The organism is Azospirillum sp. RU38E (assembly GCF_900188385.1).
In the GTDB taxonomy this organism is placed as follows: domain Bacteria; phylum Pseudomonadota; class Alphaproteobacteria; order Azospirillales; family Azospirillaceae; genus Niveispirillum.
This window is the reverse complement of record NZ_FZOI01000021.1, coordinates 58915-78743: the sequence shown is the minus strand read 5'-3', so window position 1 is coordinate 78743 and position 19829 is coordinate 58915. Positions and strand designations below refer to the sequence as shown.

Sequence of the window (19829 nt, the reverse complement as noted above, 5' to 3'; positions counted from 1 at the left end):
CGTCCCAGACCAATCCGATACTCCCATGCCTCAACCTCCATATCCCGAAGGCACAGGGAATCACGATAAATCAATAACCGCAACTGTAGTACTAGAGCGGATCGCGGAAAAGCGGAATCGCTTTGGAGCGTGAATCCGCTCGCTGAACAAGGACTTAGAGCCGGGTGCGTTTCCGTTTAAACGTACCCGGCCCTAGAGCATCAAGGCGGGTTGGTATGGGCCTCAGCGGGCCAGACCCTGGGCCAGGTTGGGCTGGTCCAGTGGCACGAAGCCGTAATGCTTCAGCCAGCGCAGATCGGCCTCAAAGAAGGTGCGCAGGTCGGGGATGCCATATTTCAGCATGGCCATGCGCTCGATCCCCATGCCGAAGGCAAAGCCCTGATACTTACTGCTGTCGATGCCGCAATTTTCCAGCACCTTGGGGTGCACCATGCCGCTGCCGCCAATTTCCAGCCAATCGCCGAAATTACCCAGCTTCAGCTCCCCGCCCTTGCGCGCACAGCCGATATCAATCTCCGCCGAGGGCTCGGTGAAGGGGAAGAAGCTGGGGCGGAAACGGATGGGCAGATCGTCGATCTGGAAGAAGGCGCGGCAGAATTCCAGCAGCGTGCCCTTCAGATGGCCCATATGGATATCTTCCCCGATCACCAGGGCTTCCACCTGATGGAACACCGGCGTGTGGGTCTGGTCATAATCGGAACGATAGGTGCGACCCGGCGCGATAATGCGGATGGGCGGCTTTTCCGTCAGCATGGTGCGGATCTGCACCGGGCTGGTATGGGTGCGCAACACGCGCGCCGCCCCATCCGCAGCCGGCGGCAGATAGAAAGTATCGTGCATCTGCCGGGCGGGGTGTTCCGGTGGGATGTTCAGCGCGGTGAAATTATGGAAATCCGTCTCGATATCCGGCCCTTCGGCGACGGTGAAGCCCATGGCGCCGAAAATGGCCACGATCTCATCCACCGTCTGGCTGATCGGGTGGATGCGGCCCTGGCTTTCCGGGCGGGACGGCAGGGTGACGTCGATGCGTTCCGCCTCCAGCTTCTTGGCCAGTTCAGCGGTCTTCAGTTCGCCGCGGCGCGCTTCGATGGCGGTTTCCACGGCGGTCTTCACGGCGTTCAGGGCGGCACCGCGCGTCTTGCGCTCATCCGGTGTCAGGTTGCGCATGTCGCCCATCAGCGCCGTGATGCGGCCCTTCTTGCCCATGGCCGAAACCCGCACCTCCTCCAGCGCAGCACTGTCGGAGGCCCCGGCGATGGTGGCCAGCAATTCGGACTGAAGAGTGTCGAGCGTGTCCATGATGGTCCTGGAAAACAATGAAGGGGCATCAGCCCGGTTGGAATTCAGCCAGCGGCGTGATCAGGTACGCCCATGAGGGGGTGGGTGACAAGGCCCGTATCCGGCCCACCAGCCTTGTGTCGGCGGTGATCAGGGGGATACCCGACCGGACCGCCAGGGCCACATAAAACATGTCATAGGCGGGATGGCTTCTGGCCGATGCCAGTTCCAACGCCATACCCATCAGGTCGCGCGATGGGGTCACGGTCAGACGCAGGCTGGACAAGGCGTCAAGCGCCTGCTGGCCCAGTTCCGCCGTCAGATCCCCTCGTGCCTGCTTTTTCCAGATGATATTGGTGATTTCGGCAAACATCAGGTCTGGTGCGTGCAATCCGCAATAAACCAGTGGCTGCGCCCGGTACGAATCCGGTTCCGTCGTGGCCAGCTTGATAGCCACGCTGGCATCCAGCACGACTCTCATCGGTGGTCGCTGTCCCGATCTTCGCGCAACAGCAATTCCGATGGCGTCCGGCACATACCAGCCGTGGCGGCACGCAGGGCTGCCAGACGGTCGATCAGCTCGGGGCTTTGACCTGCCCCCAGCGTGTGCTGCAGGATGCTGGCCACCTCTTCCTCAACGGTTCGACCGGAACGGCTGGCGCGATCCTCCAGCCCCTTGATCAGACTGTCATCAAGGTTAGGGACGAGCAGCGAGCCCATGGGGACCTCCATCATCAGCGGCTGTCACGATGATAGCACAAAGAAGGGGGCCCATGACGGACAAGAAAAAAGGGGCCGGCCCAACGGGCCAGCCCCTTTTCCCAATCTGTCCGCTGAAAACCCGAAAGGGTTTATCAGGCGGCCTGCAGCGCGGCCTGGGCCTTGCCGCACAGATCCTTGAACGTGTCCGGCTCGCGGGCGGCGATATCGGACAGAACCTTACGGTCCAGCTCGATGCCGGCGCGCTTCAGGCCGTGGATCAGCGTGCTGTACTTCAGGCCGTGCAGACGTGCACCGGCGTTGATACGCTGAATCCACAGGCCGCGGAAATCGCGCTTCTTGTTACGACGGTCGCGATAGGCGTAACGAAGCGCCTTTTCGACCTTTTCAATCGCAACGCGATAGCACTTGGAACCGCGACCACGATAGCCCTTGGCGAGCTTCAGGATCTTCTTGTGACGGGCGTGGGTGGTGACGCCCCGCTTAACGCGTGCCATTAGTCAGCCTCCTCACTTAACCCGCAGGAAATTCTCGGCGATCTTCTCGCCGTCGGCCTTAAACATAACGAACGTACCACGTGCGTTACGCTTCATCTTCAGGGGGCGCTTGCTCATACCGTGGCGCTTGCCAGCGGCCTGGGCCTTCACCTTGCCGGAAGCGGTAAACTTAAACCGCTTCTTGGCGCCCGAATGGTTCTTCAACTTGGGCATTTTCGGTCCTTTTCAATCTATGTGGACGGTGGGCATGCCCCGGGCATCGCGCCCGGCCTCGCCGTCCGATAGAGCGGTCGTGTATAGTGGAGTGGCGGCCCCCTGACAAGGGCCAAGCCGCGCACGCCCCGCATGGCGGGTCCGATTCATTGCCGGAGGAAGGCAGGATGGAACTTTTCACCATCGGGTACGAGGCGGCCTCCCAGGGGGCGGTGATCGCGGCGTTGAAATCGGCGGGGGTACGGCGGCTGATTGATGTGCGCGAACTGCCCTCGTCCCGCCGGGCCGGCTTTTCCAAATCCCCCTTGCGCGCCAGCCTGGAGGCCGATGGCATTGAGTATCTGCACCTGAAGAAGCTGGGTACGCCCAAGGAAGGGCGGCTGGCCAACCGGGCGGGCCGGATGGCTGATTTCTGGCGAATCGTCGATGCGGGGCTTGCCCGGCCAGAGGCGGAATATGAGCTGGCCCTGGCCGGGGAGCTGGCGGCATCCGGCCCCACCTGCCTGCTCTGTTTTGAGGCCGATCACCTTACCTGTCACCGGCTGGTGGTGGCCAACCGGCTGGCGGCGGCAAAGGGCTTCACGGTCACGCATTTAAGCCCGGATGCGGGGTTCTGACAATTTACCGCCGCTGCAACAAGTCCCACTTGTTGCCATAGAGATCCTGGAACACGGCGACGCTGCCATAGGCCTCGTGCCTTGGTTCTTCCAGAAACGTCACCCCGGCGGCCCGCATGGCGGCATGGTCGCGGCTGAAATCATCGCTGTGCAGGAACAGGAAGACGCGACCGCCGGCCTGGTTGCCGATGGCGGCTTCCTGCGTGGGCCCCACCGCGCGGGCCAGCAGCAGGCAGGTGGCATTATCACCGCGCGGGGCCAGGCGCACCCAGCGCTTGCCCCCGCCCAGATCGCTGTCTTCCAGCAGGGTGAAGCCCAGCTTGTCGCGGTACCAGCCAATGGCCTCATCATAATCGCGGACCAGCAGGGTCAGGGCACCCAGATGTGAGGCCATGGTCGGTTGCTCCTCAATCAATGGAAATTGCGCCCTTCGCCGAACACCTTGGCGGCCATGGCATCGGGCAAAGGCGGGGGCAGGGGGGATGGCGGGGCGGCATCCTGCCGTGGCTCCCCCACCTGACGCAAGCCATGCAGGTGGAAGGACAGGTCGGTCAGCTTTTCCGCCACCAGATGGATCACCTCCCCCTCCTTCTGCAAACGCCCCCGGATCGCCATCAGCGTGGCGGCCATCAGGGGCCGGCGATAGCGTTCCTGGATGCTGGTCCAGACGATGGCATTGGCAGTCCCCGTTTCATCCTCCAACGTTACGAAGATGACGCCCGATGCCGTGCCCGGCCGCTGGCGCACCAGCACCAGCCCCGCCAGTTCCACCCGCCGCCCATCGGGCAGGGTGCGCAGGTCTTCCGCCCGCACCAGCCCCAGCCCGGCGAGCGCCGGGCGCAGCAACTGCATCGGATGGGCGCGCAAGGTCAGTTGCAGGGTACGGTAATCGGCCCAGACCTGTTCGCCCACCGGGATAGGCGGCAGAATTACTTCCGGCTCATCCCCCAGATCGGCGGGGGGCTGGTTGTCGCCGAATCGGGCGGCTTCCTCCGCCACCATAAACAGGGGTAGCGGCTTGTCGCCCAGCCGCTTCACCTGCCAGAGCGCTTGGCGCCGGTCCAGGCCCAGGCTGGCAAAGGCATCGGCATCGGCCAGCCGTTCCAGCACCGATACCCGCAGCCCGGCCCGTTTCCAGACATCGCGGATGGTGCGATAGCCGGTCCCTCGGGCCTGCGCGATGGCCACGGCATCTCCCTCCCGCAGGCCGCGCACCTGCCGGAAACCCAGGCGCAGCGGCGGATAGGCCCCGCGCCCTTCCTCCAGCGTGCAATCCCATTCCGACCGGTTGATATCCACCGGTCGCACCTCCACCCCATGGTCACGCGCATCGCGCACCAGTTGGGCGGGGCTGTAGAAGCCCATGGGCTGGCTGTTCAGCAGGGCGCAGGTGAAGATCGCCGGGTGATGGCATTTCAGCCAGGAAGAGGCATAGGCCAGATGCGCGAAGGAACAGGCATGGCTTTCCGGGAAGCCGTAATTGCCGAACCCTTCAATCTGGCTGAAACAGCGCTGGGCGAAATCGGCGTGATAACCATTGGCAATCATGCCGCGGATGAATTCATCGCGGAACGCATCCACCCCGCCCGTCTTCTTGAAGGTGGCCATGGCGCGTCGCAACTGGTCGGCGCGGGCGGGGGAGAAGCCGGCCCCGACAATGGCGATCTGCATCGCCTGTTCCTGGAACAGGGGCACGCCCAGCGTGCGCACCAGCACGGCCTTCAGTGCCGGGCTGGGATATTCCACCGGTTCCAGCCCCTGGCGGCGGCGCAGATAGGGATGCACCATATTGCCCTGGATGGGGCCGGGGCGGACGATGGCGACCTCAATCACCAGATCATAGAAGGTGTTGGGGCGCAGGCGCGGCAGCATGGACATCTGCGCCCGGCTTTCAATCTGAAACACGCCGATCGTGTCGGCCCGCTGGATCATCTGATAGGTTTTTTCATCTTCCGGCGGCACATCGGCCAGCCCGAAGGGCCGCCCCTGGCGCTGGGCCAGCAGTTCAAAGCCCCGGCGCAGACAGCTCAACATGCCCAGCGCCAGCACATCGATCTTCAGCAGGCCCAGCGTTTCCACATCATCCTTGTCCCATTCCACCACGGTGCGATCCGCCATGGCGGCATTTTCAATCGGCACCAGTTCGTCCAAGCGCGACCGGGCAATGACGAAGCCGCCGACATGTTGGGACAGGTGGCGGGGAAAGCCGCGCAGTTCCGCCGCCAGTTCCATGCACAGCGCCAGGGTGGGGTCGGCGGGGTCCAGGCCGGCCTGCCGTGCCGCCTCGTCCGGTTGCACGTCGCGCCAGTTCCAGCCCAGCCGCACCAGCGCGCCGATCACATCATCGGACAGGCCCAGCACCTTGCCCACCTCCCGGATCGCCATACGGGAGCGATAGCAGATGACGGTGGCGACCAGCCCGGCATGGTCGCGGCCATATTTATTGTAGATATACTGCATCACCTCTTCCCGCCGCTCATGCTCGAAATCCACATCGATATCGGGCGGCTCGTCACGGTCGGGGGAGATGAAACGTTCGATCAGCAGCTCATTCACCGCCGGGTCGACGGCGGTGATGCCCAGGCAGTAACAGACGGCGGAATTGGCCGCCGATCCGCGCCCCTGGCAGAGGATTTCCTTGGACCGGGCAAAGCGCACAATGTCATGCACGGTCAGGAAATAGGGGGCGTAGTTGAGTTGGGCGATCAGCTTGAATTCATAATCCAACAGATGGCGCACCTTTTCCGGCACGCCCGCCGGGTAGCGCCATGCCGCCCCTTCCAGGGCCAGCCGCTCCAACTCCTGCTGCGGGGTGCGGCCATCGGGGACGGGATCGATGGGGTAATCATAGCGCAACTCCCGCAGGCTGAAATGACAGCGCCCCGCCAGTTCCAGCGTGGCGGCCAGCGCATCGGGCCGGGCGGCGAACAGCCGGGCCATGGCCTGTTCGGTTTTGGGATAATGGTCGGCATGGGCCGGCAGGCAGCGCCCGGCATCGGCCAACCTGCGCCCATGCTGAATACAGGTCAGCACATCATGCAGGCGCTGGCGATCCGGGCTGTGGTAACGCACATCATGGGTGGCCAGCAGCCCGATACCCAGCCCATCGGCCAATTGCCCCAACCGCACCAGCCGGGGCCGGTCATAACCCTGGTAAAGCGGGGCCACCGCCAGATAAAGCCCAGCGGCGGGCAGGGCCTGGAAGCGCTGTAGATCGGCCCGCAGCCCGGCCAGCCGGGCCGGCAGCGGGCGGCCCGGCGGGGCCAGGACGGCCAGGATCATGCCTTCACAGGCCGCTGCCAGATCGGCCAGGAAAAGATGGGTTTCCCCCTTGCCCCTGCGGCGCTTGCCCAGGGTCAACAGCCGGGTCAACCGACCATAGGCGGCGCGGTCGGTGGGGTAGCAGAGCAGCGGCGGCGCATCGGCCAGGTTCAGCCGGCAGCCCACCACCAGCCGCATCCGTTGCTGTTCGCACGCCGCCATCATGCGCACGGCCCCCGCCAGACTGTCATGGTCGGTGATGCCGATGGCCTTGCGCCCCAGGGCGGCGGCGGCCAGCACCAGTTCCGCCGGGTGGGAGGCCCCGCGCAGGAAGCTGAAATTGCTGGTCACTTCCAGGTCAATATAGGCGGGGGCGGGGCTGGTCATGGGAACAGCCCGTGCAGGAACCAGCGCGGCACCTCTTCGGCTGTGCGGAACAGCCAGAGCCGGCGGCCATCGGCCAGTTGCAGGCGGAAATAATCCCGCCCGGTGCCGGGACGGGCACGCCACCAATCGGGCCGGATGCGCTCCGGCCCTTCCATCCAGTCAATCCCATGCCACCGCCCCCGCCAGACCAGGGCGGCGGCTTCCGGCTTGTCCACCGGTTCCGGCGGGTCCAGCAGCAGCAGCGGGCGGGGGGCCTCCACCTGCCAGACGCGCGGGCGCGGGGTGTGGGCGCGCGGCTGGGCTTTGGGCCAGGGGGTGAGCCCCCGTTCGCTTTCCTTGGTCTCGTCATGCCCATGGTTGCCGTTGGCACCATCCTGCCTTCCCCGCGAAAGCGGGGATCCAGGGGCAACAGGAACCAGCGTTTCGGTCCCCTTGGCCCCTGGACCCCCGCTTTCGCGGGGGAGGCAGGAAAGAGAGCGGGGAGGGGCAGAAGGAGAGTTGGGTGGGCCAGAAGCAGAGCGAGGCGGAGAAGAGAGGGGCGTTTGGTCCTGACCCTCTATCCCCACCCCCCCACCGGCAAACCCCATCGCCCGTTCCGGCTGATGTTCATCTTCTGCCAGGGGTGGGCCGATGCGGTCGGGGCCGAGGCGGTTGCACAGCCGATCCAGCAGAAAGGTCAGGGCGAAGGCATCGCCGCTGCCAAGGGCCGTCTGGCTGGCGGTGAAGCGATCCGTCGCCGTCGCCGTCAACAGCATCATTTCGATACCGAAACCAGGTTCAGCCTGATCCAGCTTCTCCCGAAATAATCGTTTCAGAGTCGAAACATCCCGCAACGGCTGCCCGGTTCCCAGTGTCAGGGTCTGCTGGCTGGCATCGCTGCGCAGAAGCAGCAGTTCCAGCCGCCTTGCCCCCCGCCCGCTGGCTTCCAATTGCCCGCACAGGTCGCGCAGCAGCCGGTCCAGCCCCGTATCAATGGCGTCGCGGGTGAAGATCGGTTCGGCCAGCGGCAGCCGGGCCTGCCATTGCGGCGGGCGGGCCTGTGGGGCCAGCGGTTCCGCCCCCAGCCCCAGCAGCCGGTCCAGCCGGCGGGCGGGGGCGGTGCCGTAACGGGCGGTCAGGGGGGCGCGGGGCAGGCGGTGCAGGTCGGCCACCCGTTGCAGCCCCACCCGCGCCAGATCGGCGGTCAAATCCCCCTCCAGCCGCAGGGCGGCCAGCGGCAGGGCCAGCAGTGGCCCCCACGCCGCCCGACCTGTCGGCAGAATCTCATCCGCCCCGGCGGGCCGGTGGCGGGCCCAGCCCCAGGCGGCGGCGGGGCTGTCGGCCAGGGCCAGCCTTTGGGTCAGCCCGGCCCGGCGCAGCCGCTGCGACAGGTCGGCCAGCAAGCCCACTTCCCCAGACCAAAGGTGCGCGCAGCCGGTGATGTCCAGCACCAGCCCGTCAGCTCCATCGCTGGCGGCCTGCGGCGTATAGCGCTGGGCCCACAGGGCCAGCCGGCCCAGCTCTGCCCTGTCACCCGCCGGGTCTGCGGGCGGGGCCGTAAGGGCGGGGCAAAGGGCGCGGGCATCGGCCAGCAGCATCCCCACCGACAGGCCATCGGCACTGGCCAGGGCGTTGACGGCGTGCAGGCGGATGCCGCCCTGGCCGGGCAGCACCAGGGCCAGCGGGCCGGGATGGGTGCCGCCGGGGCTATTCCGCCGCTGCCACCGGTCCGTCGGCCAACGGCTCAACCAGATGCAGACGAAACGCCGCGTCATCCCACACCACCTTCCATGTGCCCGAATCGGCGGCTGTACCGGTCAGGCCGCCGCCGCGTGCCCGCAGCAGATCCACCTGCCAGCAGGGCCGCCCCCAATCCCCCTCGCCCGGCCGGTCGGGCAGGGCGCGCACCCGCCAGCGGGTCAAGGCGGTGGAAGGCGGTGGGCGGCCCTGCGGCGGCAGGATCAGCAGCCCCAGCATCCCCCCTTCCTCCGCCGCCAGTTGCAGCCGCCGCCCGGCCACCGGGGGCGGGGTGATGCCATCGCCCACCACGGCACCCAGCCGGGGGCAGCGCAGCGCCTCTTCCAGCACCCACAGCGCGTCCTCCAGCGTGCGGGGGCGGGCCAGGATCAGCCGGTCGGGATCAGCCCCCAGACAGACCAGCCCCGGCGCATAGGGCTTATCGGTGGGTGCATCGGGTGGGGGCAGGCGGCACCACAGCACCGGCCCCGCCGTCACCGGTAGCCGCGCGAGCAGGCTGGCAACAAAACCATGCGGGGCGGCATCCGCCGCCTCCCCCAGAAATTCATGCAGGCCGCCGCGCACCAGCCCGCCCCCGGTCAGCGCGCCATCCAGCGCCGCCAGCCCCAGTGACAGGGCTTCCTGCCCCGCGGGGGCGCGGATGCGGTCCATCACGGACAGCCGCGCACGCAGCGCGGCAATGGTGTCGGCACGGTTTGTCATGCCGCATTATGTTCGTGTTTTGTTCGTAAATTCAAGCAGCGAAAGGGATGGGGTTGGGGTGTCCCCACCCCATCCCTTTTGTTACCCCAACTCCTCCACGCCCTTTGGCGTCAGGCGCCAGACGCGATCCTGTGGCACGGCAAGGCGCACGGCGCGTTCCGGGGACAGGCCGGCATAATGGCCGCGCAAAATCCGCCCGCTCATCCCATGTGAAATGGCGATGGTGGGGCGGTCGATCTCCGCCAGAAAGGCGAACAGGCGGGCCTGCACCTGCTCATACCGTTCCCCCGCCGGGGCGCGGAACTGCCAGCCATGCGGGCCATGGGCCGACAGCCAGGGGTTGGCGCGGTAAATCTCGTCCCGCGTCATGCCTTCCCAGCGGCCGAAGCTGACTTCGGCGATGCGGGCATCCTGTTGGATGGGCAGGTCCAGATGGCGGTTGATGATGCGGGCCGTTTCCATCGTCCGCCCCAAGGGCGAGGCAACCAGCCGCACCGTCTCCCGCCAGTCGGGGATGGCTTCCACCAGCCGGCGCAGGATGCTGCCCACATGGTCGGCCTGGGCGCGGCCCCGCGTGGTCAGGTTGCTGTCCAGCTGGCCCTGGCAACGGGCGGCGACATTCCATTCCGTCTGGCCATGGCGGACCAGCAGCAGCGGATGGGACGGCAGGGCAGGGGCGGCTTCTGCCGCCCGGTCATTCAACGCAATGCTCACGGCCACTTCACTTCCGGCGGCAGGCTCATCAGGATGGCTTCGATATTCCCGCCGGTTTTCAGGCCGAACAGCGTGCCGCGATCATGGATCAGGTTGAATTCGACATAGCGGCCGCGGCGGATCAGCTGATGCTCGCGCTGGGCGTCGTTCCAGGCGGCCTGCATCCGGCGGGCGACGATGCGGGGATAGGCCTCCAGAAAGGCCAGCCCGACGGCGCGGGTGAAGGCGAAATCCGCTTCCCAGTCGCCCGTATCCAGATTGTCATAGAAAATGCCGCCGGCCCCGCGCGGTTCCCCGCGATGGGGCAGGAAGAAGTAACGGTCGCACCATTCCTTGAAACGGGGATAATAATCATCCCCATGCGCGTCACAGGCGGCCTTCAGGGCGGCATGGAAATCGGCGGCATCCTCGGCCGTTTCCACCGAATCCAGGAACATCGGCGTCAGGTCGGCCCCGCCGCCGAACCAGCCCTGGCCGGTCACCAGCATCCGTGTATTCATATGCACCGCCGGCACCAGCGGGCTGCGCATATGGGCCACCAGGCTGATGCCACTGGCCCAGAATTCCCCCGTCTCCCCCGCACCGGGGATATTGGCGCGGAATTCTGGGGAGAAGGTGCCGTGAACGGTGGAGACATTCACCCCCACCTTTTCAAACACCCGGCCCTTCATCAGGCCCATCACCCCGCCGCCGCCGTCGCCACCATCATGGTTGGGGCGCGACCAGGGCTTGCGTTCAAACCGGCCGGGGGGGAGGTCGGCATGGGGGCCGCCCGCCAGCTCATCCTCCAGCTTTTCGAACGCCGCGCAAATCCGGTCGCGCAATTCCTCAAACCAGGCGCGGGCCTGGGCCTTGCGCTGGGCAACAATCTCTGGCGGGGGCAAGGGCGTAGGCATGGCGGCGGTCCGGTGTTGGCGGGAAGGTCAGGGCAAGGATTTAACCGGAAATGGTGGCGGGGGCGGTAGGATAAAGTGACGTCTGGCGCAAAGCCTCCCCCACTACGATGGCCGCCGCTACCGCCACATTAAGCGAGCGTGCCCCCTGACGCATCGGCACCAGCACGCGGGCATCGGCGGCGTCATGCACATGATCGGGCACGCCGCAGCTTTCCTGGCCCAGCAGCAGAATGTCATCCGGCTGGAAGGTGAAATCCACATGCGGCACGGCGGCGCGCGTGGTCAGCAGCACCAGCCTGCCCTGGCGGGTCTGGTTGAAGCGTTCCCAGCTGCTGTGGCGGGTGATATCGGCGTGATCGGCATAATCCATCACGCTGCGGCGCAGGCGACGGTCATCCAGGATGAAGCCGCAGGGCTCAATAATATCGATCCCCACATCCAGGCAGGCGCCCAGACGGATCAGGGTGCCGGCATTCTGCGGAATGTCCGGCTGGTAAAGGGCCAGTCTCAACGGAAAATCTCAAACGCACCGGGCGGGAAGGGGGGCAGGATCAGGTCAGCACATCCAGGAACATGCCCCGGCGGTACCGGGCCGGCAGGCGCAGAATGCCATCCACCAGCAAGGCAGCCAGTTCCTTAGGGTTGGGCCAGCGATTGCCGGGACGGCCCAGCGGAATGCCCCGGCCGGATACGCCGGGTACGGCAGTCGGACCGGTGCGGCGCCCGCCGCTTTCCGCCACCGAACCGCCAACCACATTGCCTGTCGATGAACCAACCCGCGAATCGACCATGCACGTGCCCTCCTGCTGAAGATGCCATCATACCATCGGTCATCATTCATGACCGTTGGTACGGCGGCGACTGCCGCCGCGCCGCGCATGCGGCGTAGCCAAGCCAGCGGATGCTGGCGCCGGCGATTGAGGGGCACGAAAGCGTGACCTTCGGTCATGATTTCATGCCGCTGGTATCATAAGCATTTCCGCCCTTGTCGCCTAGGTGGTGCGGTGGGGCGCAGAAGAATAGCGGGCAAAATAAAACAGGGGCCACCCGGTGACGGATGGCCCCTGTCGACGGCGCTATCGGTAACCTTTGGGGCGCTGGGACAGGCAGACCGATAACGCCGATTCCGTTCAGATCAGGCCCGATCCGCCGTGCCCAATGTCTTGGCTGTCATCTCGGCCTTGATGGCGCCATCGTCCGGGGTGGCGCTGGCATTGCCGGCCAGCAGCTTATGCGCGCTGAAGCCCTGGCCGCCCTGGTTGGGCCGGGCATGGCCGGCCGCCAGGGCGCAGGCCAGCATCAGGGCCAGCGTGGCCAGCAACAGCAGGATGGCCGACAATTTCTGACGCGTGGGGTCGTTGCGACGGGCAAGAACATGCATCGGTCGATCCTCCTGTTGGGCGGGGCGGCGGGGGCCGGGGCGCTGACAGGGATCAGGAAACAATCTGCACTTGGTCGCATTTGGCCCGGATCAGGGCATTTTCGCGGCAGATGAAGAAATCATTAACCTTATTGCTTCTGTTTCTTTTCCTGTGCCCGGGCCTTGTCCTTGGCCTCTGTTTCCAGCCGGGTCAGGCTGTTCAGGTTTTCCGTGGCGCTGGCGGCGGCGGCGGTGCCGGGGGCGACACGGCGGGCCTTTTCCCAATCTTCCTTGGCTTTGGTGCCAATCCCGGCATCGGCATAAAGATTGCCGCGCAGCAACAGTGCCTCCCCGTTCTGCGGGGAGAGTGTCAGAGCCATTTCCACATCACGCTTGGCCTTGCTGTCCAGCGCCAGCACATGGTGCGCCTGGGCGCGCAGCAGCCAGGCTTCGGCCATTTTCGGGGCCTTTTCGATCACCTTGTCCAGATCGGCGATGGCATCCCAATAGCGTTCCTGCCCGGCGCGGAAAATGGCGCGATCCATCAGGATCTGCACATTGTCCGGCAGCAGGGCCAGCGCCTGGGCATAGGCGGCATCGGCCTGATCGGGCTTCTTGGCATTGGTCCAGGACAGGGCGGCGCGGGCCCAGAGATCGGCACGGGCGGGGCGCGGCTCCTGCGTCAGTTCCTTTGCCGATGCCTCCAGCGCCGGGGCGGCCAGCGCCCAATCGGCCCGCAGCATCAGGGCCAGCGCCTGGCACAGCCGCGCATCGGCCGCCCCGCCCTGGCGTTCCCACAGCTTCGCCTCCTCAAAGGCGAAATCGGGCAGTGCCTCGGCACGGGCCAGACAGGCGGCGCGGTTGGCGAAAACGGGTGGCTGTGCCAGGGCCGGCAGGGCGGCCGTGAGGCAAAGCCCCGCAAGGGCGGCGGCGAGGGTGGGCTTTCTCATCATGACGCGGTACAAATCCTCATCCCGTGCTGTCTGTCCAGTGGCAAAGATTTAATGTTGGCACCTTCCAACGATCCGGCCCCCGGCCGCCTGTTCATTTTCGGCTTCGGTTACAGCGCCGGCTGGCTGGCCGACCTGCTGCGGCCTCAGGGCTGGCGGGTGGCCGGCACCACCCGCACGCCGGAAAAGGCGGCGCGGATGCGTGCGGCCGGGGTGGAACCTTTCCTGTTCGGCCCCGACCAGCCGCTGGCTGATGTGGCGGCGGCGCTGGGCGGGGCCACGCATATCCTCTCCTCCGTCCCGCCGGAGGTGGGCAGCGGGGATCCGGTGCTGGCCGCCCATGGCGCCGATATTGCCCGTATCGCCGGCCTGCGTTGGGCCGGATATCTTTCCACCACCGGGGTTTATGGCGATACGGGCGGGGATTGGGTGGATGAAACATCGCCGCTGAAGGCCAGGGGTGAACGCGGCCTGCGCCGGGTGACGGCAGAGGCGGAATGGTTGTCGCTCTGGCGTGATCACGGGGTGCCGGTGCAGATCTATCGCCTGCCCGGCATCTATGGGCCAGGGCGCAGCGCCATTGATGCGCTGCGGTCGGGCACAGCGCGGCGGGTGGACAAGCCCGGCCATCTGTTCGGGCGCATCCATGTGGCTGATATTGCCGGCGCGCTGGCGCTTTCCATGGCGAAGCCGGAGCCGGGAACGGTGCTGAATATCGTGGATGATGAACCGGCCAGCGGGGCCGATGTGGTGGAATATGCCGCCCGGCTGCTGGGGGTAGAACCGCCGCCGCTGATCCCCTTCACGCCGGGCGCCTTGTCGCCGATGGCGGCCAGCTTCTATGCCGATAACCGCAAGGTGCGTAATGACCGGCTGGTGCGGCACCTGGGCTATCGGCTGCTGTACCCCACCTATCGGGAAGGGCTGGCGGCGCAGTTGGCGGGGGAGGGGGGCTCCCCCTAGCCCAACAAGGCGCTGCTGATCTGAAAGGCCAGGAAGGACATGACATAGGCCAGCACAAACAGATAGGCGAAGGTCGCCCACATGAACTTCGTGCTGTTCGTCTCCCGCCGGATCACCGTCAGCGTGCTGATGCATTGCGGGGCGAAGATGTACCAGACCAGGAAGGAAATGGCGGCCGGCAGGGCCCAACTGGATTGCAGCGTGGTGGCCAGCCCGCTGGCCAGACCTTCTTCGTTATCGGCGCTGATGGCATAGACGGTGCCCAGCACCGTTACCGCCACTTCCCGCGCTGCCATGCCGGGGATCAGCGCGATCACCATCTGCCAGCTGAACCCGATGGGCGCGAACAGGGGCGCCAGCGCGATGCCGATGATGCCGGCAAAGCTCTGTTCGATATTGCCGCTAATCCCGTGCGGGCCAAAGCTGGACAGCACCCAGATCACCACCATGATGGTGAAGATGATGCCACCGGCCCGGCGCAGAAAAATCCGCGCCCGTTCCAGCAGGCCGAAAACAATATTATGCAGCGTCGGCAGCTTGTAGGTGGGCAGCTCCATGACGAAGCTGTCCACCTGTTCGGTATAGACGAAACGCTTCAGCACGAAGGCGACCAGCAGGCCGGTGGTCAGTGCCGCCATATAAAGCCCGAACATCACCAGCCCCTGCAGATTGATGCCGGTGGCCACCTCGCGGTTGGGCACGAAGGCGGCGATCAGCAGCGTATAGACCGGCAGGCGGGCCGAACAGGTCATCAAGGGGGCCAGCAGGATGGTGGTCAGCCGGTCGGGTTTATGTTCGATGGTGCGGGCGGCCATCACGCCGGGAATGGCGCAGGCGAAGGAGGACAGCAGGGGAATGAAGCTTTTGCCATGCAGCCCCACCCCGCCCATCAGCCGGTCCAGCAGAAAGGCGGCACGCGCCATATAGCCGCTATCTTCCAGCACCAGGATGAAGAAATACAGCACCAGGATCTGCGGCAGGAAGACGATGACGGAGCCGATGCCGGCCACCACCCCGTCAACGATGAAGCTGCGGAACAGCCCATCCGGCAACTGGCTGCCCAGCCAGGCCCCCAGCGCGCTGGCCGCCCCGTCAATCTGGTCCATCGGCCAGGCCGACCAGGTGAAGACCGACTGGAAGACGAAGAACATCAAGCCCATCAGGATCAGCAGCCCGAACACCGGGTGCAGCAGCACCCGGTCGATGGCATAGCTGGTGACGGGCGGCACGCCATAGGCGACGCCCGCCTGATCCAGCAGCGCCATGGCCTGCCGGTTCAGGGCGCGCAGTTCTGCCGTGGTCGGCTCCGTCCAGGCGGGGGCAGGGTGGGGCACCGGGTTGGCCAGATACTGATCCACCACGGCCAGCAAAGCCTCCACCTTGCCGCCACGCACGGCCACCGTCGGCACCACCGGGATGCCCAGCAGGCGGGACAGTTCGGCGGCGTCGATGCTGAATTTCCGGCGGTCGGCAATGTCGAACATGTTCAACGCCAGCACCATCGGCACGCCCAGTGCCTTGGCTTCCAGCGTGAAGCGCAGATGCAGTTTCAGGTTGGTGGCATCGGCCACGCAGATCAGGAAATCCGGCCGTTCAATATCGGCCAGCCTTCCCAGCAGCGCATCGCGCGTCACCGCCTCGTCCGGGCTGCGGGCGCGCAGCGAATAGGCGCCCGGCAGGTCCAGCAGGCGGCAGGCATGGCCGGCGGGCGTGGTGAAGGCGCCTTCCTTGCGCTCCACCGTCACCCCGGCATAATTGGCCACCTTCTGGCGGCTGCCGGTCAACCGGTTGAACAGGGCCGATTTGCCGGAATTCGGCATCCCGGCAATGGCGATCAGCGGTTGTTTGGCCATGATGACGTCAGGAAAGGGGGGACAGATGGATGGCGTCGGCGTCGCGGCGGCGCAGCGCGATCACCCGGTCGCCGGCAATGCGGATGGCGATGGGGTCGCGCGCGATCGGGCCTTCATGCAGCAAGGTCACATCCATGCCTTCCTCCAGCCCCATCTCCAGCAGCTTGCGGGTCAGGCTGTCGGATGCGTTGATCTGGTGGATGCGGGCCTGTTGGCCCCGGCGCAGGGTGGATAGCTTCATGGACGAACCTCCGTTCATCAAGCGGCATAGGCCAGCCCGGACACGAACGCAAGTCACTCTCACTTGAACGGCTGCGGCCCGGCGACGCAGGGAAGGGGTTAGCCCTCTTCCCCCTCCTCCATCTCTTCCCCATTGCGGGGACCGTGGCGCTTTTCCAGCAGGCCATATTTGCGCAGATAGCCGCGAAACTGGTGATAGTTCAGGCCCAGATCGCTGGCCGCCCGCTTCTGGTGGAACTGGTTGCGCTCCAGCGCTGCGCGCAGCAGGGCCTTTTCAAAATCGGAGACGAGGTTGAGGAAATCGCACGGCCCGCCCTCCCCCGGCCAGCCGGGGACGGCGGACGGCGGGGCCGCATTCCCGTTGGCAGAAGAGGGGGGCGGCGGGGGCGCCGGCGGGGCCGGTGCCGGGCTGTGATGGGCCACATGGGCCATCACCGGCGCATCGGCATAGATCGCCATCTGCTTGGGCCGCCAGGGGGATTCGAACGGGTCAAACTGCACCTCGGTGATGGGCAGTTCCGGATCGGCGGTGCGATAGACGGCGCGTTCCACCACGTTCTTCAGTTCACGCACATTGCCCGGCCAGTCATAGGCCAGCAATTGCTCCATGGCATCCGGGGTGAAGCCGCCAAAATAAGGGCGGCCCAGTTCCTTGGCCATGGCAATGCCGAAATGGTCGGCCAGAATGCGGATATCCTCCGGCCGGGCGCGCAGGGGCGGAATGGTCACCACGTCAAAACAGAGCCGGTCCAGCAGGTCGGCGCGGAACTTGCCCTGATCGGCCAGGCGCGGCAGATCGGCATTGGTCGCCCCCACCACGCGGACATCGATATTGATGGTAACGGTGCCGCCCACCCGCTCGAACTCCCCATACTCAATGACGCGCAGGATCTTTTCCTGCACCCGCAGGGTGGCGGTGGCGATCTCATCCAGAAACAGGGTGCCGCCATCGGCCAGCTCGAACCGGCCGACATGGCGCTTGGCGGCCCCGGTGAACGATCCCGCCTCATGCCCGAACAGTTCGGTTTCCAGCAGCGTCTCCGACAGCGCCGCGCAGTTCAGCTTCACAAATGGCTTGTCCCAGCGCGGCGACAGGTAATGCAGGCGGGCGGCGATCAGTTCCTTGCCCGTCCCGCGCTCCCCGATCACCAGGGTGGGCCGATTCAGCGGCGCTGCCTGGGAGACATGTTCCATCAACCCCAGAAAAGACGGGGCCTGACCGATCAGGGAAGGCGGATTGATGTTCGGTGACATGGGCGGCGCGTCCGTTGGCAGGGCGGCGGGATGGTGATGATCGCCACTATAATCGCGAAATGGCGCATTTGGCGAGAGAGTGGTTTAAATCGCCACGAATTTGAAATTTGACCAACCGACCGAAAGGGGTGGTTACGGGCAAAAATCTATAACCAATTGATTTTAAATGATAATAGGGGCGATGATCTCACTTGGCACGCCCTTTGCTGATACTGTCTCGGACACCGGGGACACTCAAAGACGCGAAGGGGACGCAAAAATGACCGACTTCACACTGGACAGCGCCGCCAAGGATCGGCAGACCGACAGCTTCACTTATGGCACGGCCGGGTTCTTCACCCGTCACGCCGGGGGTGCAACTGGCGGCATGTTCCGGGATCTTTACGAAGATTTCCGGGCTGTGCCGGTGGAAGCGTGGATCATCCTTGCGGTCGCCACCGGATTGAGCAACCTTTTCATTGCCCTTGCCTGAAGGAGAGCCTGACATGGGCATTTTTTCCCGCCTCGGCGACATCGTTAATTCGAACATCAATGCCATCCTGGATCGTGCGGAAGACCCGGAAAAGCTGGTCCGCCTGATCATCCAGGAAATGGAAGACACCCTGGTCGAGGTGCGCTCCTCCGCGGTCAAGACCGTCGCGGAGAAGAAGGAGATCGAGCGCAGGCTGGCCGAAATCCGGCGGGAGTCGGATGATTGGCAGCGCAAGGCCGAATTCGCGCTTTCCAAGGACCGGGAAGACCTGGCCAAGGGGGCCCTGGTCGCCCGCGCCAAGCTGGCCGAGGCCGCCGACCATATGGCGGGTGAGCTGGCCCGACTGGACAGCGCGCTGGCCAAGACCAGCGAGGATATTGCTGCTTTGCAGCAGAAGCTGGCCGATGCCAAGACCCGCGAAAAGGCATTGATCGCCCGTCACAAGACGGCGACCAACCGCCTGAAGGTGCGCACCCAGCTCTATGATGAGCGCATCACCGACGCGTTCAGCCGTTTTGAGCAGGTGGAGCGCAACCTGGATGTGCTGGAAGGCAAATCCGAGGTGCTGGGCATGGGTCGCACCAAGAGCCTGGACGAGGAGATTGCCGAGCTTGAAGCCGAGTCGAAGGTGGAATCGGAACTTCAGGCGCTGAAGGCGAAGCTGGCGGCCAAGTCTCAGCCGGAATAAGCATGGCTCCGAAAGATGGGGGCGACCCCGCCGGATCGGCTGCAAGGTTGGTTGATGGCGGGGCCGCCTTTCGGGGCCAAGCCTGGGAGTATAGGGGGCAATAATGCCGCAGGAAGCAATTGTCGTCGCCATCATCTTCATGGTGATCGTGGCGCCGGTCTGGATCATTTTCCACTACATCACCAAATGGCGCATCGCCAAGACTCTGTCTGTGGATGATGAACAGATGCTGTCCGATCTCTGGCACAGCGCCGGCAAGATGGAAGACCGCATCCGCCAGCTGGAAAAGATCCTGGATGCCGAGGCGCCGGGCTGGAGGTCGAAAGCATGAGCAACGATCATTCAGGCTATGGCAGGGGCGGTGATTACCCACCGCCCCCCGGTTCCGGCCGCCGGCGCTATCGCGCCAATCGGCAGGGGCAGAAGGATTGGCAGTACGAATTGCTGGGCAAGCGCCCGGAGCAGAGCTGGGGCGAATATCTGGGGATCGATCCCGGCCGTTATGGCCGCCGCCGCAAGGGGGGCAGTGCCTATGTTTATGACAGCGGCGTCTATAGCCGCAGTGCGGAGCAGGAGCAGGAGCAGGAGGAGGCGATGGAACCGATCAATACCCGCTCACCCAACCCGCACAAGCTCTATCGCAGCCGCACCGATGCCAAGCTGGGCGGCGTCTGCGCCGGCATTGCCGATTATCTGAATGTTGATAGCTGGATTGTCCGGCTGGTCTTCGTCATCGGTTTCTTCTGCTTCCCGCCGGTCTTCCTGTTCGGCTATCCCATCTTGTGGTGGATATTGAAGCCGCAGCCGATGGGCCTGTATGAAAGCCAGGAGGAAGAGGTGTTCTGGCGCTCGGTCGCCACCAAGCCGGAACAGACGCTGTCCGCCCTGCGCAACAAGTTCCGGCAGTTGGATCAGGAGATCGGCCGGCTGGAAGGTTTCGTTGCCTCGCGCGAATATGACCTGCACCGCCAGTTCCGCGATCTGGAACGGAAGTAACGGCCGACCCCGGTCGGCCCCCCCTTCGCAG

General features: G+C 65.3%; 24 protein-coding genes. 6 read left to right on the top strand and 18 right to left on the bottom strand.

Annotated features, from left to right (window positions below; all coding sequences use genetic code 11):
* Positions 1 to 222: 222 nt before the first annotated feature.
* The 5 genes from pheS to rpmI all read right to left on the bottom strand — a co-directional run bounded on the left by pheS (position 223) and on the right by rpmI (position 2708).
* A complete protein-coding gene (gene pheS / locus CHB97_RS22730; protein WP_089290314.1) occupies positions 223 to 1299 on the bottom strand; it encodes a phenylalanine--tRNA ligase subunit alpha in 1077 nt (358 codons plus the stop codon).
* Positions 1300 to 1327: 28 nt separating this feature from the next.
* Positions 1328 to 1759 carry a type II toxin-antitoxin system VapC family toxin gene (locus CHB97_RS22725; RefSeq protein WP_089290301.1) on the bottom strand — a complete coding sequence of 144 codons (432 nt, stop codon included), beginning with the start codon at positions 1757 to 1759 and terminating at the stop codon, positions 1328 to 1330.
* The gene (locus CHB97_RS22720; protein ID WP_089290300.1) at positions 1756 to 1998 is read right to left on the bottom strand and encodes a hypothetical protein; all 243 of its coding nucleotides are present in this window, start codon (positions 1996 to 1998) and stop codon (positions 1756 to 1758) included. Before CHB97_RS22720 ends, CHB97_RS22725 begins: the two co-directional genes overlap by 4 nt.
* Positions 1999 to 2132: 134 nt before the next feature.
* A complete protein-coding gene (gene rplT / locus CHB97_RS22715) occupies positions 2133 to 2495 on the bottom strand; it encodes a 50S ribosomal protein L20 (RefSeq protein WP_089290299.1) in 363 nt (120 codons plus the stop codon).
* A gap of 12 nt (positions 2496 to 2507) precedes the next feature.
* The gene (rpmI, locus tag CHB97_RS22710) at positions 2508 to 2708 is read right to left on the bottom strand and encodes a 50S ribosomal protein L35 (protein ID WP_029012316.1); all 201 of its coding nucleotides are present in this window, start codon (positions 2706 to 2708) and stop codon (positions 2508 to 2510) included.
* A 167-nt stretch (positions 2709 to 2875) separates the two neighbouring features.
* Between rpmI and CHB97_RS22705 the strand changes: the two genes are divergently transcribed.
* Positions 2876 to 3325: a DUF488 family protein gene (locus CHB97_RS22705; protein WP_089290298.1), complete on the top strand. Its 450-nt coding sequence runs from the start codon at positions 2876 to 2878 to the stop codon at positions 3323 to 3325.
* Positions 3326 to 3329: 4 nt separating this feature from the next.
* Here CHB97_RS22705 and CHB97_RS22700 read toward each other — a convergent pair whose 3' ends face one another.
* The 10 genes from CHB97_RS22700 to CHB97_RS22655 form a co-directional block, all read right to left on the bottom strand.
* On the bottom strand, positions 3330 to 3719 hold the full coding sequence (locus CHB97_RS22700; protein WP_089290297.1) for a VOC family protein: 390 nt from the start codon (positions 3717 to 3719) through the stop codon (positions 3330 to 3332).
* 17 nt (positions 3720 to 3736) lie between these two features.
* Positions 3737 to 6973 (bottom strand): error-prone DNA polymerase, encoded by a 3237-nt coding sequence (locus CHB97_RS22695; RefSeq protein ID WP_089290296.1) that lies wholly within the window; start codon positions 6971 to 6973, stop codon positions 3737 to 3739.
* Positions 6970 to 8727 carry a DNA polymerase Y family protein gene (locus tag CHB97_RS22690; protein ID WP_089290295.1) on the bottom strand — a complete coding sequence of 586 codons (1758 nt, stop codon included), beginning with the start codon at positions 8725 to 8727 and terminating at the stop codon, positions 6970 to 6972. Before CHB97_RS22690 ends, CHB97_RS22695 begins: the two co-directional genes overlap by 4 nt.
* The gene (locus tag CHB97_RS22685; RefSeq protein ID WP_089290294.1) at positions 8660 to 9412 is read right to left on the bottom strand and encodes an ImuA family protein; all 753 of its coding nucleotides are present in this window, start codon (positions 9410 to 9412) and stop codon (positions 8660 to 8662) included. The genes CHB97_RS22690 and CHB97_RS22685 overlap by 68 nt, the downstream gene beginning before the upstream one ends.
* 81 nt (positions 9413 to 9493) lie before the next feature.
* On the bottom strand, positions 9494 to 10126 hold the full coding sequence (locus CHB97_RS22680) for a histidine phosphatase family protein (protein ID WP_160106177.1): 633 nt from the start codon (positions 10124 to 10126) through the stop codon (positions 9494 to 9496).
* Positions 10123 to 11022: an oxygen-dependent coproporphyrinogen oxidase gene (hemF, locus tag CHB97_RS22675; protein WP_089290292.1), complete on the bottom strand. Its 900-nt coding sequence runs from the start codon at positions 11020 to 11022 to the stop codon at positions 10123 to 10125. Before hemF ends, CHB97_RS22680 begins: the two co-directional genes overlap by 4 nt.
* Before the next feature lie 40 nt (positions 11023 to 11062).
* Positions 11063 to 11533: a tRNA (cytidine(34)-2'-O)-methyltransferase gene (locus CHB97_RS22670; protein ID WP_089290291.1), complete on the bottom strand. Its 471-nt coding sequence runs from the start codon at positions 11531 to 11533 to the stop codon at positions 11063 to 11065.
* Between the two features lie 40 nt (positions 11534 to 11573).
* Positions 11574 to 11813: a hypothetical protein gene (locus CHB97_RS22665; protein WP_089290290.1), complete on the bottom strand. Its 240-nt coding sequence runs from the start codon at positions 11811 to 11813 to the stop codon at positions 11574 to 11576.
* Between the two features lie 344 nt (positions 11814 to 12157).
* Complete coding sequence (locus CHB97_RS22660; RefSeq protein WP_089290289.1) at positions 12158 to 12403, bottom strand: hypothetical protein; 246 nt, start codon at positions 12401 to 12403, stop codon at positions 12158 to 12160.
* A 128-nt stretch (positions 12404 to 12531) separates the two neighbouring features.
* Positions 12532 to 13335 (bottom strand): hypothetical protein, encoded by an 804-nt coding sequence (locus tag CHB97_RS22655; RefSeq protein WP_089290288.1) that lies wholly within the window; start codon positions 13333 to 13335, stop codon positions 12532 to 12534.
* A 51-nt stretch (positions 13336 to 13386) separates the two neighbouring features.
* On the opposite strand from CHB97_RS22655, the gene CHB97_RS22650 reads away from it, so the two are divergent.
* The gene (locus CHB97_RS22650; protein WP_089290287.1) at positions 13387 to 14295 is read left to right on the top strand and encodes an SDR family oxidoreductase; all 909 of its coding nucleotides are present in this window, start codon (positions 13387 to 13389) and stop codon (positions 14293 to 14295) included.
* Here the strand turns inward: CHB97_RS22650 and CHB97_RS22645 are convergent.
* The 3 genes from CHB97_RS22645 to pspF all read right to left on the bottom strand — a co-directional run bounded on the left by CHB97_RS22645 (position 14292) and on the right by pspF (position 17642).
* A complete protein-coding gene (locus CHB97_RS22645; protein WP_089290286.1) occupies positions 14292 to 16148 on the bottom strand; it encodes a ferrous iron transporter B in 1857 nt (618 codons plus the stop codon). The genes CHB97_RS22650 and CHB97_RS22645 overlap by 4 nt on opposite strands.
* Positions 16149 to 16155: 7 nt before the next feature.
* Positions 16156 to 16389, bottom strand: a complete 234-nt coding sequence (locus CHB97_RS22640; protein WP_244559679.1) for a FeoA domain-containing protein — start codon at positions 16387 to 16389, stop codon at positions 16156 to 16158.
* Positions 16390 to 16487: 98 nt separating this feature from the next.
* Positions 16488 to 17642, bottom strand: a complete 1155-nt coding sequence (gene pspF, locus CHB97_RS22635; RefSeq protein ID WP_089290284.1) for a phage shock protein operon transcriptional activator — start codon at positions 17640 to 17642, stop codon at positions 16488 to 16490.
* Between the two features lie 259 nt (positions 17643 to 17901).
* On the opposite strand from pspF, the gene CHB97_RS22630 reads away from it, so the two are divergent.
* The 4 genes from CHB97_RS22630 (at position 17902) to pspC (ending at position 19798) form a co-directional block, all read left to right on the top strand.
* Entirely contained in the window at positions 17902 to 18114 is a 213-nt protein-coding gene (locus CHB97_RS22630) for a hypothetical protein (protein ID WP_089290283.1), read from the top strand.
* Between the two features lie 13 nt (positions 18115 to 18127).
* Positions 18128 to 18802: a phage shock protein PspA gene (pspA, locus tag CHB97_RS22625; RefSeq protein WP_089290282.1), complete on the top strand. Its 675-nt coding sequence runs from the start codon at positions 18128 to 18130 to the stop codon at positions 18800 to 18802.
* A gap of 103 nt (positions 18803 to 18905) precedes the next feature.
* A complete protein-coding gene (gene pspB, locus CHB97_RS22620; protein WP_089290281.1) occupies positions 18906 to 19133 on the top strand; it encodes an envelope stress response membrane protein PspB in 228 nt (75 codons plus the stop codon).
* On the top strand, positions 19130 to 19798 hold the full coding sequence (gene pspC / locus CHB97_RS22615; RefSeq protein WP_089290280.1) for an envelope stress response membrane protein PspC: 669 nt from the start codon (positions 19130 to 19132) through the stop codon (positions 19796 to 19798). The genes pspB and pspC overlap by 4 nt, the downstream gene beginning before the upstream one ends.
* The last annotated feature ends 31 nt before the right edge of the window (positions 19799 to 19829 follow it).

What these genes read in the sequence shown, in the direction of transcription:
- rplT (WP_089290299.1), bottom strand. Translation starts at nt 2,495, where the DNA reads ATGGCACGCGTTAAGCGGGGCGTCACCACCCACGCCCGTCACAAGAAG.
- pspF (WP_089290284.1), bottom strand. Translation starts at nt 17,642, where the DNA reads ATGTCACCGAACATCAATCCGCCTTCCCTGATCGGTCAGGCCCCGTCT.
- CHB97_RS22630 (WP_089290283.1), top strand. Translation starts at nt 17,902, where the DNA reads ATGACCGACTTCACACTGGACAGCGCCGCCAAGGATCGGCAGACCGAC.
- CHB97_RS22695 (WP_089290296.1), bottom strand. Translation starts at nt 6,973, where the DNA reads ATGACCAGCCCCGCCCCCGCCTATATTGACCTGGAAGTGACCAGCAAT.
- CHB97_RS22685 (WP_089290294.1), bottom strand. Translation starts at nt 9,412, where the DNA reads ATGACAAACCGTGCCGACACCATTGCCGCGCTGCGTGCGCGGCTGTCC.
- CHB97_RS22645 (WP_089290286.1), bottom strand. Translation starts at nt 16,148, where the DNA reads ATGGCCAAACAACCGCTGATCGCCATTGCCGGGATGCCGAATTCCGGC.
- CHB97_RS22725 (WP_089290301.1), bottom strand. Translation starts at nt 1,759, where the DNA reads ATGAGAGTCGTGCTGGATGCCAGCGTGGCTATCAAGCTGGCCACGACG.
- CHB97_RS22720 (WP_089290300.1), bottom strand. Translation starts at nt 1,998, where the DNA reads ATGGGCTCGCTGCTCGTCCCTAACCTTGATGACAGTCTGATCAAGGGG.
- pheS (WP_089290314.1), bottom strand. Translation starts at nt 1,299, where the DNA reads ATGGACACGCTCGACACTCTTCAGTCCGAATTGCTGGCCACCATCGCC.
- CHB97_RS22660 (WP_089290289.1), bottom strand. Translation starts at nt 12,403, where the DNA reads ATGCATGTTCTTGCCCGTCGCAACGACCCCACGCGTCAGAAATTGTCG.
- CHB97_RS22665 (WP_089290290.1), bottom strand. Translation starts at nt 11,813, where the DNA reads ATGGTCGATTCGCGGGTTGGTTCATCGACAGGCAATGTGGTTGGCGGT.
- hemF (WP_089290292.1), bottom strand. Translation starts at nt 11,022, where the DNA reads ATGCCTACGCCCTTGCCCCCGCCAGAGATTGTTGCCCAGCGCAAGGCC.
- CHB97_RS22700 (WP_089290297.1), bottom strand. Translation starts at nt 3,719, where the DNA reads ATGGCCTCACATCTGGGTGCCCTGACCCTGCTGGTCCGCGATTATGAT.
- pspC (WP_089290280.1), top strand. Translation starts at nt 19,130, where the DNA reads ATGAGCAACGATCATTCAGGCTATGGCAGGGGCGGTGATTACCCACCG.
- CHB97_RS22650 (WP_089290287.1), top strand. Translation starts at nt 13,387, where the DNA reads ATGTTGGCACCTTCCAACGATCCGGCCCCCGGCCGCCTGTTCATTTTC.
- CHB97_RS22655 (WP_089290288.1), bottom strand. Translation starts at nt 13,335, where the DNA reads ATGATGAGAAAGCCCACCCTCGCCGCCGCCCTTGCGGGGCTTTGCCTC.
- CHB97_RS22705 (WP_089290298.1), top strand. Translation starts at nt 2,876, where the DNA reads ATGGAACTTTTCACCATCGGGTACGAGGCGGCCTCCCAGGGGGCGGTG.
- pspA (WP_089290282.1), top strand. Translation starts at nt 18,128, where the DNA reads ATGGGCATTTTTTCCCGCCTCGGCGACATCGTTAATTCGAACATCAAT.
- CHB97_RS22640 (WP_244559679.1), bottom strand. Translation starts at nt 16,389, where the DNA reads ATGAAGCTATCCACCCTGCGCCGGGGCCAACAGGCCCGCATCCACCAG.
- CHB97_RS22690 (WP_089290295.1), bottom strand. Translation starts at nt 8,727, where the DNA reads ATGACGCGGCGTTTCGTCTGCATCTGGTTGAGCCGTTGGCCGACGGAC.
- rpmI (WP_029012316.1), bottom strand. Translation starts at nt 2,708, where the DNA reads ATGCCCAAGTTGAAGAACCATTCGGGCGCCAAGAAGCGGTTTAAGTTT.
- pspB (WP_089290281.1), top strand. Translation starts at nt 18,906, where the DNA reads ATGCCGCAGGAAGCAATTGTCGTCGCCATCATCTTCATGGTGATCGTG.